Here is a 13,124-nt window from a genome sequence, read left to right as displayed (position 1 = left end):
AGTATAAAGGATTGTAGCTTACCGAATTGCTGTGAATTGGGCTTGACCTGTTTCATAGAAATTAAAAAAAAGGCCTCATTAGAGGCCGAAGGAAGGTAGTACGAAATTTAGGAAACTATTTCACCATCTAAATCCCATAGATCTTGCCAATCATTTGCCCCTTGCCATAAAAATACTTGCCCTTTAATCAGACGGCAATTTTTATCTATAGTTTTTAGCGCCGCTATTTCTGAACTACTAAGCGGGTCTTTAGTAATGGCTTCGAGGTTCCCACGATACTGTTCTGGATCCACCGAGAATGGAATAGGGACGTGTCCTCGATGATGTGCCCATTTAAGGCAAATTATGGCTGGGTGAACGCCTATTCTGTTGGCCGCCGCAATAATGATTGGGTCTTCTATATCTACCGTGTCATTTTCAGTGGTATCACGAGCTGGACGCTGTGGGGAACCTATGGGACAAAAACCAATTGGTTGAATCTGGTTCTCATTTAAGAAATCATAGAGTTCACTTTGTTGAAAATGTGGGTGCAACTCCATCTCATTGACTACTGGTTTAATTCGGGCATCGCGTAATAATGGTTTTAGTTTGGCAATCGTCATGTTTGATGTACCAATACTTCGGACGAGCCCCATGTCAACCAGCTGTTCCATTTGACGCCAAGTATTCATAAAGCGCTCGTGATCATAAGGTCGTGAATCAGGATTTCGCGCGTCACCGTCACATCCGGGAGCGTGGTAGTTAGCAAATGGCCAGTGCACCAAGTAAAGATCTAAGTAGTCGAGCTGTAAGTCTTTAAGGCTTTGTTTACATGATTCTATGACATGATCATGTTGATCGTTCCAAACCTTTGAGTCAATGTATAACTCTGAGCGCGGTATTACGCTTTGAATCGTTTGAAGCGCTTCACCTATATGATGTTCGTTGCCATAAACCGATGCACAATCAAAGAATCGATACCCCATAGATGCTGCTCCGAGTACCGCTTCACTGACTTGTTCGTGACCATAACGATCCGAGCCAAAAGTTCCCATCCCTATTGCGGGCATTTCAAAACCATTACTCAATGTTAGCGTTGGTATTAAGGTTTGCGCAATCGCATTGTCGGCAATCTTAAAGCTTGTCATTATCGTTTCCTTTGACATTAATTCGGGGACATATTAATTATTAGTTACTTTGCCAATCGGGAGTAACCCCTTTTTTCAAAATGATATTACCGTATTTCCGCGTAGTACCCGTGACAACAACACAGGTAGCATTTTTACTGCGTTCATAGAAAGCAAAACGTTCCGTAAAACTGATGGCTACGCCACCTGGTAGAGAGCGACTGTATTCTTCAACTAATCCTTCAGGTAAGTGATCTCCGCTAACGGCCTGCATCATGACCACTTTGTCATCAACGTATTGGTCAAGTTCAAATAAAGGGAGTATGGCATCCAATAAGTCTGCTACTTCGATACCGTCGGCGCGAAAAATTGTGTCGTTAACACTATCGGCAGGGAAGTGAGCGTCACTAAGTACAATCTCATCACCATGCCCCATTTTGCTTAGCTCACAAAGTAGTTCAGGAGAAATGAGCGGGTTGATCATCTTTAACATGTTGTGGCCTCTTTATAATTGATGGTTACCATTCAAGTAATATTTTCCCATTCGAAGGCTTACCATCTAGGGCAATCACTTCTTCAATATATTCATGTGGCGCTAAACTAGCTTGGGTAAGGCTTTCTATATCAATTTTATTCTCTGCAAATAGTTGCGCTGTAATTCGCCATTCTTCACCAGGATAGGGTTTTGAATAGTTCATCCAACTCCCAAATAGACTTAGCTCTTTACGTAAGATTTGTTCGAATTCGCTATGCGTCATTGAGATATCTTGATGCAAGGTACCGACCAGTCCAATCTGAGCTCGCGGTCCAGCCATTGCTATTGCCATTTTGACGGTAATGGGTGTACCGGCGGTCTCAAGGATTAACTGGTTAGCGTCAATTTGCTTTAGCTGTTGAAGCTGAGCGATAAAATCCGTGTCTAAGGAGTTGAACACAAAGTCGGCACCTAAAGTTTTAGCCTTATCTAGTTTGGTCTCGTCGATATCAATGGCTGTAACTGTTTTTGCGCCCATAGCTTTTGCGCTTTGAACTGCAAGCAGTCCAATGGTCCCTACGCCTAAAACCACAACGTTTTTGTCGGTGCAACCACCAGCCATGAGTATAGGGTGAATCCCTACGGTTACCGGTTCAAAAAAGGCGCCTTGTTTAAAACTAATTTTTTCGTTGAGTTTAAAACAACTATCTTGAGGTACGGCAACCATTTGAGCATTTCCGCCACGAACTCGACTGCCTACAAAACTGTAGTTTTTACAAAGCGAATAAAGTCCCTGATGGCAGACGTCGCAATTCTTACATGGCACCAATGGGGCGCAAGCAATACGATCGCCGATTTTGAGTTCAGTCACTTTTGGACCAAGTGCAATCACTGTACCCGAAAACTCGTGGCCTAAAGTTACTGGGTAATAGTGGGCTCCATTGTGAAATACTCTGGGGATATCAGAGCCACAAAGCCCTGAAAACGCTACTTGAATAAGAACCTCGTCATTTACTGCAATCGGCGTTACGCTTTCGATGACACGCAATTCGCGATTTTTAGCAACCACGACTTCAAGCATGCTAGCATTCATTTTTTGCTCTCCTGAGTTTTCCAAAACCGAATTCAGCTCGCGTTTTGGGTACAAAGCTTACGCTTTGTGAATAATATGATGATATATTCGGAACCATACGAATGCAAACGAAGTTATATCGACATTGCTCACGTTATGTAACGATAGTTTGGTGAATTCAGTTGCAATGACAGGAAAAGAAAAATGTATATTGGAATCGATTGTGGAACCCAAGGAACAAAAGCTATCGTATGGGATCCAAAACGCGGTGTGTTAGGTCGTTCATATCATAGCTACGGCATTATTCAAGATGGTAGCGGGAAACAAGAACAACACCCACATTGGTGGTTTGACGCGACAAGGGCTGCAATTAGCGCGGCATTGGCCGACTCAAAAGTTGATGGACTAGACATTAAAGCACTTAGTATTTCTGGGCAACAACATGGATTAGTTGTATTAGATAAACACTCCAAGGTCATACGCCCTGCTAAGTTGTGGTGTGATACTCAAACAACTGATGCTTTAACGAGATTCGAACAGCAGCTATTGCCGAATCGTTTCGTGGATTTGATTGGCATCCAAGTGCCAGTAGCATTTACGATTGCGAAACTTGCTTGGCTTAAAGAAAACGAGCCTACTAATTTTAATCAAATCTCAAAAATATTGTTGCCTCATGATTACCTCAATTACATGTTTACCGGTCAATACAAATGTGAAGCTGGTGATGCGTCGGGTACAGGATATTTCGATACGCGAAGCAAACACTGGAATACTGAGGTATTAAAGGTACTTGGTCTGCCTAGTAGTTGCGAATTGCCTGAACTTATTGAATCTCATCAAGCCCACGGACAAATAAAGCCTACTCTAGCGGCAAGCTTAGGTTTGAACCCGAAGCTAATCATTGGCAGTGGTGGTGGTGACAACATGATGGCTGCAATTGGGAGTGCGAATGTAGTTCCAGGTATGCTTACTCTAAGTCTAGGCACTTCTGGTACTGCATATACCTTTTCTAACGAGCAAGTATCAAGTGCAAACTTCCCGGATATTAACGCATTTTGTTCGTCAAATAATGCCTACCTACCTCTTATCTCAACAATGAATGTAACCAGTGCTACAAGCAAAATGAATCAGTTGCTCGATAGTTCGCTAACAACATTTGAAACCAATTTACGTACTACACCAATCGGCAGTAAGGGCCTGGTGGTGTTTCCTTACTTTATTGGCGCACGGTTGCCGAATCTACCCAAAGCAAATGGCAGCATTATGGGAATTAACGATCAAAACTTAAATTCTGCATGTTTACAGCGAGCAACAGTTGAAGCCATTTGTTTCAATTTGTGGCATGGGATTCAACTACTAATTAAAAGTGGACTTTGTATAAGCCGTGCAACAGTGATAGGAGGAGGTGCGAATAGCGCTGCTTGGAGACAGATGGTAGCCGATATTTGTAATTTAGAAGTAGTGTCTCCATTGGAGACTGAACTTGGAGCATTAGGTGCTGCAATACAAGCGTGCTGGTGTTCACGGCTTCTACAATCAGAGCAAGTAAGCTTGCAAGATCTGTGTGAACAAGCTGTTCAATTAGACCCAAGTAAAAATGCTAAACCGATTCATGAGAACGTTGAAATGTATAAAGGACTATACCAACAATACCAAGAGATGTTGCACAAGCATTATTTGGTTAACGAGGACTAACACATAGGACAATTTACTATTGCGGGCTGTAAAAAAAGAAATCTAAGATTAGCAGCTCCGCGAGCGACGTCAGTAAAACTATTATTTACGCTTAAACAACGATCACAGTAACCCCAAGTTTGCTGAAAGCTTGAATATCATTCTCGCTTACTTGGTTATCGGTAATCAGGTAATTTATGTCTGCCGTGTTTAGCACTTTATTAAAACCAATACGGCCAAACTTGCTGGAATCGACAACCGCCACAACAAGCTTTGCGCAGTTTGCCATTACCTGGCTAATTGAATAGCCATCGTTAAAGGTAGTAATGCCTTTGTCTGCATCAATACCATCTGCTCCTACAAATAACAGGTCTGCGGTGACATTCATTAAACTTTGCTCGGCCATCGGCCCGTGTAATGACTTAGTCTTTGAGCGGTACGTCCCACCACTGATAACAATCGATACATCTTTAGCATCTACAAACACATCAGCAACCGGTAAATTGTTTGTGATTGCAAAAATATTGCCACGCTTAGCGATTTCAGCTGCAACTAAGTGAGTTGTACTACCACTGTCAAATATCACTGAAGCGCCGGGGTCTGCAAATTGGGCAGCGCGTTCGGCTATCCTATGTTTTGCTGAGGTATTCAAGTCAAATCGGCTATCTAAATTAATTTCATCATCATTGCGTAAGGTGTTCGGTAAGGAATCTACCGATTGAGCTCCGCCATGATAGCGAATCAATTTGCCTTCTTTTTCCAGTTTTCTTAAATCACCGCGGATAGTTACTTCGGAATTATTAAAGGTAGTCACCAGGGTTTTGACTTCTACGCTTCCGTGCTGGGTTAATAGCGCCAGTATTTTTTCTCGTCTTCGTAAGGCGTTCATATCAATCCTGTTTATTATCTGCAGCGCGCTAACTGCGCTAGATGATTATTTCGTTCGATTATGCCGTTTATCTTCGCTTTATGCAAAATCTGGAATCGACAAAACAGGTATTAGTATTGTTCGTAACAGTAACTCGTTAATCGACTTGCAATAAAATACCAGTAAAGGAACGAAGGATCATTGTTGTTCATCAAGTCTATAGTGCTTAAGGGCTGATGAATTATAGCTAACCGGATATGAATTTAGCAAAAGAATCAAGCCTGTTTGGGAAGTTACAAAAATCAATATTTGAACCATTACTCAAATTTGTGAATCGTATCGCATTTATGTTTTGCTATCGTTTTTTAATTTCGTTTGTTTTCGTTTATAGTGGGTGTAAATAATTGGAGACCAAAATGAAATCAATAATAGCCAAGCATAAATCCGGGAAACCAATCGGAATCTATTCAGTTTGTTCCGCTCACCCACTAGTGATAGAAGCTACACTTCGCCACGAACTTCATACTAAAAACAAGGTACTCATCGAAGCTACATCGAATCAATGTAACCAATTTGGTGGATACACCGGTATGTTACCGGCCGATTATCGTCAGTTTATTGAGACAATTGCAACCGATGTTGGATTTCCAATCGAGCGGATTATATTAGGGGGGGACCACTTAGGACCAAATTGCTGGCAGGATGAAAGCGCAGAATCTGCAATGCTTAAATCTGAAGACCTAATTAAAGCTTATGTACAAGCTGGATTCACAAAGATTCATCTTGACGCTTCGATGTCTTGCGCTGATGACCCAATACCATTAGATCCAGAAGTTGTTGCTCAGCGGGCAGCACGTCTTTGTGTCGTAGCAGAAGAATGCGCAAGTGATGAACAACGTAAGGCTTTAAGTTATGTGATAGGAACTGAAGTTCCTATCCCTGGTGGGGAAAAAGAAGCAATTACTAGTGTACACGTTACACGTGTAGAAGACGCTAAGAACACCATAGATACGCATGTTGAGGCGTTTAAACGCAGTGGTATTGAACATGCAATCTCAAAGGTTGTTGGGATTGTTGTCCAACCTGGTGTTGAATTTGATCACAGTAGTGTCATTCGATATGACCGCGAAGCTGCTAAGGACTTAAGTAAGTATATAGAGTCAACTGATTTTGTTTACGAGGCTCACTCAACTGACTACCAGACAGCTGAAGCCTTCAAACAGTTAGTAGAAGACCATTATGCGATACTAAAAGTTGGTCCAGCGGTTACTTTTGCCCTTCGTGAAGCCATATTTTCTTTAGCAGAAATTGAATCCCAACTGGTATCACTAGAGCAACAAAGCCATATTAGCCAGATTATCGACGAAGTCATGCTTGATGAACCGAAATATTGGAAACGCTACTACGCACCTGAACACTCCAAAGCGATGATAGATCTGCATTATAGTCTGTCGGATCGGATCCGCTATTATTGGCCTGATCCACGAATTTCTGCAGCACTAGACAAACTACTACACAACTTAAACAAGGTTGAAATTCCACTTGGAATGCTAAGTCAATATTTCCCTGTTCAGTATCAATTAGTTGCACAGCAGAAACTAAAGGTGACTGCCAAAGCGTTAATCCTCAATAAGATCCAACAGGTACTATTAGAGTATAGCTTTGGTTGTGGCAAACACGATGCTTAGCTAACAATCCCGTAGCAAAACGAGCCAAAACAAAACCGACCAAGAGGTCGGTTTTGTTATATAAACGGTAGTGGGCAAGATTCACAACCATTCGGATAGCTTCGGTTTATCGGTTGGCAATGAACTTGTACCAATAGCCTTCAGCGCAATCACTAGCAATTTATCAACAATTTAGCTACGAAGCTTATGTTTAGTCACATAGCGTTTGTGGAGAGATTATTCACTATTCCCCGTTTTAATAGGTGCTTACAGTGTTTTTTTGGGTAGTTTTCTACCTCGCTGTTCAGTTGAGCAACTAAGCTACCACCAATAATCTCCGCACCTGAATTAACAAATAATCTAAATATAATGTGAAGTAGCTATCGTTTTCGCATGCGTTCGAATGCAATCGTTTTCTTTCGAGGTTACTATCTGTTCAACAGTGGATAGTTAGTATAAGAAACTAGACAAGGACGCAGTAAATGTCGAACCAAGTTTTAACAATGCAGGGCATATACAAATCGTTTACAGGTGTTCAAGCCTTAAGCGATGTGTCGATGACGCTGCGTAAAGGCGAAGTGCATGCCTTAATGGGTGAGAATGGCGCTGGCAAATCAACGCTGATGAAAGTGCTGATTGGTGTGCACCAAGCTGATAGCGGCACCATCATTTATAAAAATAAACCGATAAACTTTGATTCGGTATTAGATGCACAGCGTCAAGGTATCAGCATGATTTTTCAAGAGTTAAATCTAATACCTCATCTAAGCGTTGCCGAAAATATATTCTTTGCACGCGAGCCTTTAAAGCACGGAATCATTAATAGTAAAAAGATGGAACACGACGCTGCTCAATTGCTCTCAATTTTCGATATTGATGTTAAACCGAGTGACATCATAAACACCTTATCAGTTGCAAAGCAGCAAATGGTTGAAATCGCAAAAGCGCTATCGTTTGATGTTGAAGTATTGATCATGGATGAACCCACCTCTGCATTAACTGAGCGAGAGATTGAGAAGTTGTTTGCCTTAGTTGACAAGCTACGCGCCAAAGGTCTCGCCATTGTTTACATATCACACCGTATGGACGAACTAAAACGAATATGCGATCACATCACAATCTTTAGAGATGGAGCATATGTGTCTGACCATGTGTTTAGCGATATAAGCATGGACGAGATAATTTCTAAAATGGTAGGGCGTTCTCTAGATAATCACTTTCCTAAGCGTAGCTGTAAGCCAACAGAAGAGTTGGTGATGTCAGTCATGAATGCATACAGAAATGGGGTGTTTGCTCCGCTGAATTTTGATCTGCTAAAAGGTGAAATTCTAGCCGTTACCGGGCTTGTTGGCGCTAAAAGAACAGAGCTTGCACGTGCCTTGTTTGGTGCTGACAAGTTGGATGAGGGCGACATTTTTATTCATGGCAAGCAAATCCATATACGCAATCCTAAAGACGCAATTAAAGCTGGTTTAGCTTATCTGTCCGAAGATCGGAAGCTAAACGGAATTGCTGTAAAAATGTCAATTAAAGAAAACATGACGATGCCATCGATGGATAAAGTATCCAATCGATGGGGACTGATATCTGCGCCACAAGAACAAGTCGCATCAGAAACATTTATCAACAAAATGGATATCAAAACGCCGACTATCGAACAGTTGGTAAACAATTTGAGTGGCGGCAATCAACAAAAAGTAGTGATTGGTAAATGGTTGTTTCGTGACGCTAGAGTCATGATTTTTGATGAGCCGACAAGGGGAATCGACGTTGGTGCTAAGTATGCAATATACCAATTACTGGATGAACTAGCAGCGCAAGGAGTTGGAGTGATTATGATTTCCTCTGAGCTGCCAGAAGTACTAGGAATGTCCGATCGAGTCATTGTGATGAAAGAAGGGAAAATGACTGGAATGTTGGCCACCAAAGACACGAATCAAGAGGAAATTATGCAGTACGCGACTGGGGTAAAAGATATGTTTGAACATGATATGGAGCTGGCCTCATGAGTGAACGCCAAAAACAAATGATTCAAAAGTTAGCTGCATTAGCAGGGTTAATTTGTCTGTTTATTGCATTTACCTTAACCAATGAGTATTTCTTCACTGTAAATAACCTAATGACGATTGGTTTACAGACTTCAACTATTGCCTTTATTGGTATTGGGGTGACCTGCGTCATCTTGACTGGCGGTATTGACTTGAGCATTGGCTCTGTTGTTGCTTTAAGTGGTGTTGCTGCAGGTATGGCTGTTAAAGCGGGTGTACCTGTTCCCCTAGGCATGCTTATAGGTATTGCAACAGGTGCATTGTGTGGCGCTTTTAATGGAATATTTGTAACTAAACTGCGTTTACCACCGTTTATCGCAACCTTAGGCATGATGATGATAGCCCGCGGCATAGCGTTGTATGTAACGAATGCAGCGCCAGTAAGTGGCATGCCAGAGTCGTTTTCGTATCTTGGAAACGGTGCTCTATTTCGTATTGTAGAAAGCCATCCGGTAACCGGTATGCCTTTAGTTAAATTCCCCGGTATACCGTATCCAGTAATCCTGATGATACTACTGGCAATCCTGTTTACCTTTGCGCTTACCAAACTACGGGTCGGTCGCTACCTGTACGCGATTGGATCAAACGAAGAAGCTGCACGTTTATCGGGGATCGATACCGACAAAGTCAAAATTATTGCATACACCGCAAGTGGCATGTTAGCCGGCCTTGCAGGGGTAGTTTTAGCCTCGCGGCTGGTCACAGCGCAACCTAATGGCGGAGTCATGTATGAGTTAGATGCGATCGCAAGTGCGGTCGTCGGTGGTACCTCGCTTATGGGTGGGGTAGGCACCATACCAGGAACACTAATAGGTGCGTTCATTATGGGCGTACTTAGAAATGGTCTAAACATGAACGGTGTGTCGTTCTTTGTACAACAGATAATTATCGGTAGCGTAATTATTATGACTGTTGCGTTTGACCAGCTACGTCAGCATCAATCCAAAAAACCAACTAAAACAGCAAAAAAGAAACCCTACAAGGAAAATCAGAATATGAAAAAGTTAGCAACCTTTGCGATGATAGGACTCACAACGGCTATGTTTGCTGCCCCTTATGCAATGGCAAGTGAAATTGCTGTCATTGTAAAAACGTCAAATTCAAACTTTTGGCAAAACGTTCGTGGTGGAGCAGAGGACGCAGAAAAGGAACTGGGTAGTTATAAAATTACCTTCCAAGGTCCAGAAGCTGAAACCGCGATTGCCGAACAAGTAAACATGGTGGATAACGCGATTAACCGTGGCGTTGCCGGCATAGTACTAGCACCTTCTGATCCAGATGCTTTGGTTCCAAGTGTTAAAAAAGCATGGGAAAATGGTATTCCGGTTATCCTAATCGATTCAAACCTTAATAATGCTGATAAATACTATCAAAGCTTTTTAGCAACTGATAACCACACCGCTGGAGCACTAGCTGCCAACCAACTGATTGATAAGCTAGATGGTAAAAAAGGCAAAGTGGCCATGATGTCATTTACTCCGGGTGCTGGTAGCGCAATTGCACGTGACGGCGGTTTCCAAGAAACCATTGAAGCAGCTGGCTATGAAGTTGTTGGTCCATTTTACTCACAGGCAGACATGGTTACTGCACTAAACCAAACCATTGACGTTTTAGCATCCAATCAAGATTTAGTGGGTATCTTCGGTTCCAACGAACCAACAGCAGTTGGCATGGGACGTGCTCTTAAACAACAAGGTTTTGCAGGTAAGATCAAAGCCGTTGGTTTTGATGGAAACCAAGATTTACAAAGCTTCGTAAAAGACAATACCCTTGACGGAATTGTTGTCCAGTCGTCTTATGCAATGGGCTATGAAGGTGTAATGTCAGTTGATAAACTTCTTAAAGGTGTGAAGCTTGAGAAATTTATTGATACCGGTGTAGTATTTGTAACTGCTGAAAACATTGATACTAAAGAAGCAACTTCAGTACTTTACTAAGCTTCAATAGGTGTAATTGCCCAAGCTCATGCTTGGGTTTTTTTATGCGTCTAATCTAGAATTAGACGCTCTTGGGCTATGCTCGAACTGGCGTCGATATTCTCTACTGAACTGCGAAGCACTACTGTAACCCACTAATCTCGCTGCTTCATTAATACGCTTTCCCTGAAATTGGATCAATTCCTTTGCTTTGTTCAAGCGAATCTTTTTCAAATACTGTAGTGGAGACTCGAGAGTTACGCTACGAAAGGCGGTATGAAACGCTGAGATACTCATGTTGGCATCATTGGCTAGTCCTTGAACGCTCAAGCCTTGGGCATAATCAATATGTATTTTGTCTAACACCCTAGCTACGCGTGCATAATGACTATCATGATTTACAAGATTAATAAGTACGTCACGACTCGGGCCGCAAAGAACATGGTATATAATTTCACGCACAATCGTTGGCCCTAGAATTTGTGCTTCCACTTTATCGAGAAGGGCACTCACCAAACGTAAACTTGCATTTCTCATTTTTTGATCAAAAGGTGTCGACTGCAACGCAAATAAACTCGGGGTGTCCATTTTATTAACAGGCGTTTGAAACTCAAAGATTTGTTGCACTAAAGGCCCTAAGACTTTCGGATCGACATCCAGTAATAAGCCCATCAGACAATCTCCTACGGGTGCAACAGCCTCGCACTCCAAGGGCATAGGAACTCCCAAAACCAGATATTCATCAGCCCCGTATTGGAATTGCTGTTGCTGTAAGAATATATTTTTGTGTCCCTGCGCTAAGATCATAATCCCGGATTGATAAACCAAGGCTTGTCGTGCTGAACCGTGTTGACTGATATAAAACCTTAGACCTAGGATATCAGTATCATAGACGCCATCACATAAATCTAATTGTTGCTGTTGTGCATATTGTTTTAGTAATTGGGCTAGTTGCGTCATGGCTTACCTCCTAGAACAAAAAATAATAGCATCGCAGTAGGTTTAGGCAAGTTTATTCGACAAATTTGCCTTTAAACACATGTGTTCTAGGATTATTATGCAAACATCGTAATAAAAGTGACGCTAGTCATGACATTAATGGAAGAGGAACGTAAATGAACTTCACATACGCTAATTCAGCTCAAATATTTTTTGGTCAAGGTCAAATTGCGTCAGTTGCAACAGCGATTGATGCCGATGCAAAGGTACTGGTTATTTATGGTGGCGGTTCAATTAAGAAAAATGGCGTCTATGATCAAGTTAAAGAGGCGCTATCTGGACATAAATGGATTGAATTTTCAGGCGTTGAACCTAATCCAACCGTAGAAACCTTAGATAAGGCCGTCGCATTAGCAAAATCAGAAAATGTCGACTTCATATTGGCTGTTGGCGGTGGCTCAGTTATCGATGGTTCGAAATATGTTGCGGCCGCTGCGTTATATGCTGGCGAAGGCTGGGATATTCTAGAGCGTAAATACCAAGTTGAGAAAGCAATTCCTATTGGTGCAATCTTAACGCTCCCTGCTACTGGTTCTGAAACCAATATGGGTGCGGTGGTCACTAAATCAGCTACTCAAACTAAGCTTTCATTTTTATCCCCAGCGGTTCTGCCACGTTTTGCAGTACTAGACCCAGATGTAATGAAAACACTGCCAGAGCGACAGTTGGTTAACGGTTTAGTTGACGCATGGGTACATATTTGCGAGCAGTACTTAACCAGCCCGCAAGGAGCAATGGTTCAAGACGGATACGCTGAAGCGTTGCTGAAGAATTTACTAGTATTAGCGGCTGACTTTGACAATCGTGATAATGACAGTTGGCGCGCAAATCTAATGTGGACAGCTAACCAAGCTTTAAACGGGCTTATTGGTTCAGGTGTTTCACAAGATTGGTCTACTCACATGATAGGGCATGAATTAACCGCAATGTTTGGTGTTGATCACGCCCGTTCATTGGCTATCATCCAACCCTCATTAATGCGTAACCAAATTAAATACAAAAAAGCCAAACTTGAGCAAATGGCAGTAAACGTGTTTGGTTTAAGTGAAGGTGAAGATCTAAGCGAAGCATGTATTCAGGCCATTGAAGCCTTCTATAACGGACTAGATGTTCAAACATCATTTGCTGATTATGAAGGGACTAAAGATGAGGCTGTTGATGCGGTCATTGCTAAACTCCAGGGTAACGGTATGTTGGTGATTGGCGAAAACCAAAGCATTGATATTGCAACAAGTCGCGCTATCGTTGCACAAGCATTCGCCTAATCCTTAGGTATATCTGACGGGTTCGCAGTGTGTG

The 13,124-nt window shown here is 42.1% G+C and carries 10 protein-coding genes; 5 read left to right on the top strand and 5 right to left on the bottom strand.

From position 1 onward, the window contains the following. Positions 1 to 107 precede the first annotated feature (107 nt). From DBZ36_RS06435 to DBZ36_RS06425, 3 genes are read right to left on the bottom strand one after another with little or no spacing between them, the layout of a single operon-like run. A complete protein-coding gene (locus tag DBZ36_RS06435; RefSeq protein WP_199711785.1) occupies positions 108 to 1,127 on the bottom strand; it encodes an aldo/keto reductase in 1,020 nt (339 codons plus the stop codon). Positions 1,128 to 1,167: 40 nt separating this feature from the next. Beyond that, a complete protein-coding gene (fucU, locus tag DBZ36_RS06430) occupies positions 1,168 to 1,599 on the bottom strand; it encodes an L-fucose mutarotase (protein ID WP_120354085.1) in 432 nt (143 codons plus the stop codon). A 25-nt stretch (positions 1,600 to 1,624) separates the two neighbouring features. Beyond that, entirely contained in the window at positions 1,625 to 2,674 is a 1,050-nt protein-coding gene (locus tag DBZ36_RS06425) for an alcohol dehydrogenase catalytic domain-containing protein (RefSeq protein ID WP_199711784.1), read from the bottom strand. A 183-nt stretch (positions 2,675 to 2,857) separates the two neighbouring features. On the opposite strand from DBZ36_RS06425, the gene xylB reads away from it, so the two are divergent. Beyond that, on the top strand, positions 2,858 to 4,348 hold the full coding sequence (xylB, locus tag DBZ36_RS06420) for a xylulokinase (RefSeq protein WP_120354084.1): 1,491 nt from the start codon (positions 2,858 to 2,860) through the stop codon (positions 4,346 to 4,348). A gap of 91 nt (positions 4,349 to 4,439) precedes the next feature. Here the strand turns inward: xylB and DBZ36_RS06415 are convergent, their stop codons facing one another. After that, positions 4,440 to 5,216 carry a DeoR/GlpR family DNA-binding transcription regulator gene (locus DBZ36_RS06415; RefSeq protein ID WP_120354083.1) on the bottom strand — a complete coding sequence of 259 codons (777 nt, stop codon included), beginning with the start codon at positions 5,214 to 5,216 and terminating at the stop codon, positions 4,440 to 4,442. A gap of 395 nt (positions 5,217 to 5,611) precedes the next feature. Between DBZ36_RS06415 and gatZ the strand changes: the two genes are divergently transcribed. From gatZ to DBZ36_RS06400, 3 genes are all read left to right on the top strand, one after another. After that, positions 5,612 to 6,883 carry a tagatose-bisphosphate aldolase subunit GatZ gene (gene gatZ / locus DBZ36_RS06410; RefSeq protein ID WP_120354082.1) on the top strand — a complete coding sequence of 424 codons (1,272 nt, stop codon included), beginning with the start codon at positions 5,612 to 5,614 and terminating at the stop codon, positions 6,881 to 6,883. A gap of 461 nt (positions 6,884 to 7,344) precedes the next feature. Further along, positions 7,345 to 8,871: a sugar ABC transporter ATP-binding protein gene (locus tag DBZ36_RS06405; protein ID WP_120354081.1), complete on the top strand. Its 1,527-nt coding sequence runs from the start codon at positions 7,345 to 7,347 to the stop codon at positions 8,869 to 8,871. Further along, a complete protein-coding gene (locus tag DBZ36_RS06400; protein ID WP_120354080.1) occupies positions 8,868 to 10,847 on the top strand; it encodes a substrate-binding domain-containing protein in 1,980 nt (659 codons plus the stop codon). Before DBZ36_RS06405 ends, DBZ36_RS06400 begins: the two co-directional genes overlap by 4 nt. Positions 10,848 to 10,889: 42 nt before the next feature. Here DBZ36_RS06400 and DBZ36_RS06395 read toward each other — a convergent pair whose 3' ends face one another. Beyond that, a complete protein-coding gene (locus DBZ36_RS06395; RefSeq protein WP_120354079.1) occupies positions 10,890 to 11,786 on the bottom strand; it encodes an AraC family transcriptional regulator in 897 nt (298 codons plus the stop codon). 155 nt (positions 11,787 to 11,941) lie between these two features. On the opposite strand from DBZ36_RS06395, the gene DBZ36_RS06390 reads away from it, so the two are divergent. Further along, positions 11,942 to 13,090 (top strand): iron-containing alcohol dehydrogenase, encoded by a 1,149-nt coding sequence (locus tag DBZ36_RS06390; RefSeq protein WP_120354078.1) that lies wholly within the window; start codon positions 11,942 to 11,944, stop codon positions 13,088 to 13,090. The last annotated feature ends 34 nt before the right edge of the window (positions 13,091 to 13,124 follow it).

It is taken from the genome of Alginatibacterium sediminis (assembly GCF_003610775.1).
Lineage (GTDB): Bacteria > Pseudomonadota > Gammaproteobacteria > Enterobacterales > Celerinatantimonadaceae > Alginatibacterium > Alginatibacterium sediminis.
The sequence above is the reverse complement of the archived record's forward strand: the minus strand, read 5'-3'. Positions and strand labels throughout refer to the sequence as shown.

Bases quoted from the DNA above. Each gene is read 5' to 3' on its own strand.
- DBZ36_RS06435 (WP_199711785.1), bottom strand. From the start codon at position 1,127: ATGACAAGCTTTAAGATTGCCGACAATGCGATTGCGCAAACCTTAATA.
- DBZ36_RS06415 (WP_120354083.1), bottom strand. From the start codon at position 5,216: ATGAACGCCTTACGAAGACGAGAAAAAATACTGGCGCTATTAACCCAG.
- DBZ36_RS06425 (WP_199711784.1), bottom strand. From the start codon at position 2,674: ATGAATGCTAGCATGCTTGAAGTCGTGGTTGCTAAAAATCGCGAATTG.
- DBZ36_RS06390 (WP_120354078.1), top strand. From the start codon at position 11,942: ATGAACTTCACATACGCTAATTCAGCTCAAATATTTTTTGGTCAAGGT.
- DBZ36_RS06395 (WP_120354079.1), bottom strand. From the start codon at position 11,786: ATGACGCAACTAGCCCAATTACTAAAACAATATGCACAACAGCAACAA.
- DBZ36_RS06400 (WP_120354080.1), top strand. From the start codon at position 8,868: ATGAGTGAACGCCAAAAACAAATGATTCAAAAGTTAGCTGCATTAGCA.
- gatZ (WP_120354082.1), top strand. From the start codon at position 5,612: ATGAAATCAATAATAGCCAAGCATAAATCCGGGAAACCAATCGGAATC.
- fucU (WP_120354085.1), bottom strand. From the start codon at position 1,599: ATGTTAAAGATGATCAACCCGCTCATTTCTCCTGAACTACTTTGTGAG.
- xylB (WP_120354084.1), top strand. From the start codon at position 2,858: ATGTATATTGGAATCGATTGTGGAACCCAAGGAACAAAAGCTATCGTA.
- DBZ36_RS06405 (WP_120354081.1), top strand. From the start codon at position 7,345: ATGTCGAACCAAGTTTTAACAATGCAGGGCATATACAAATCGTTTACA.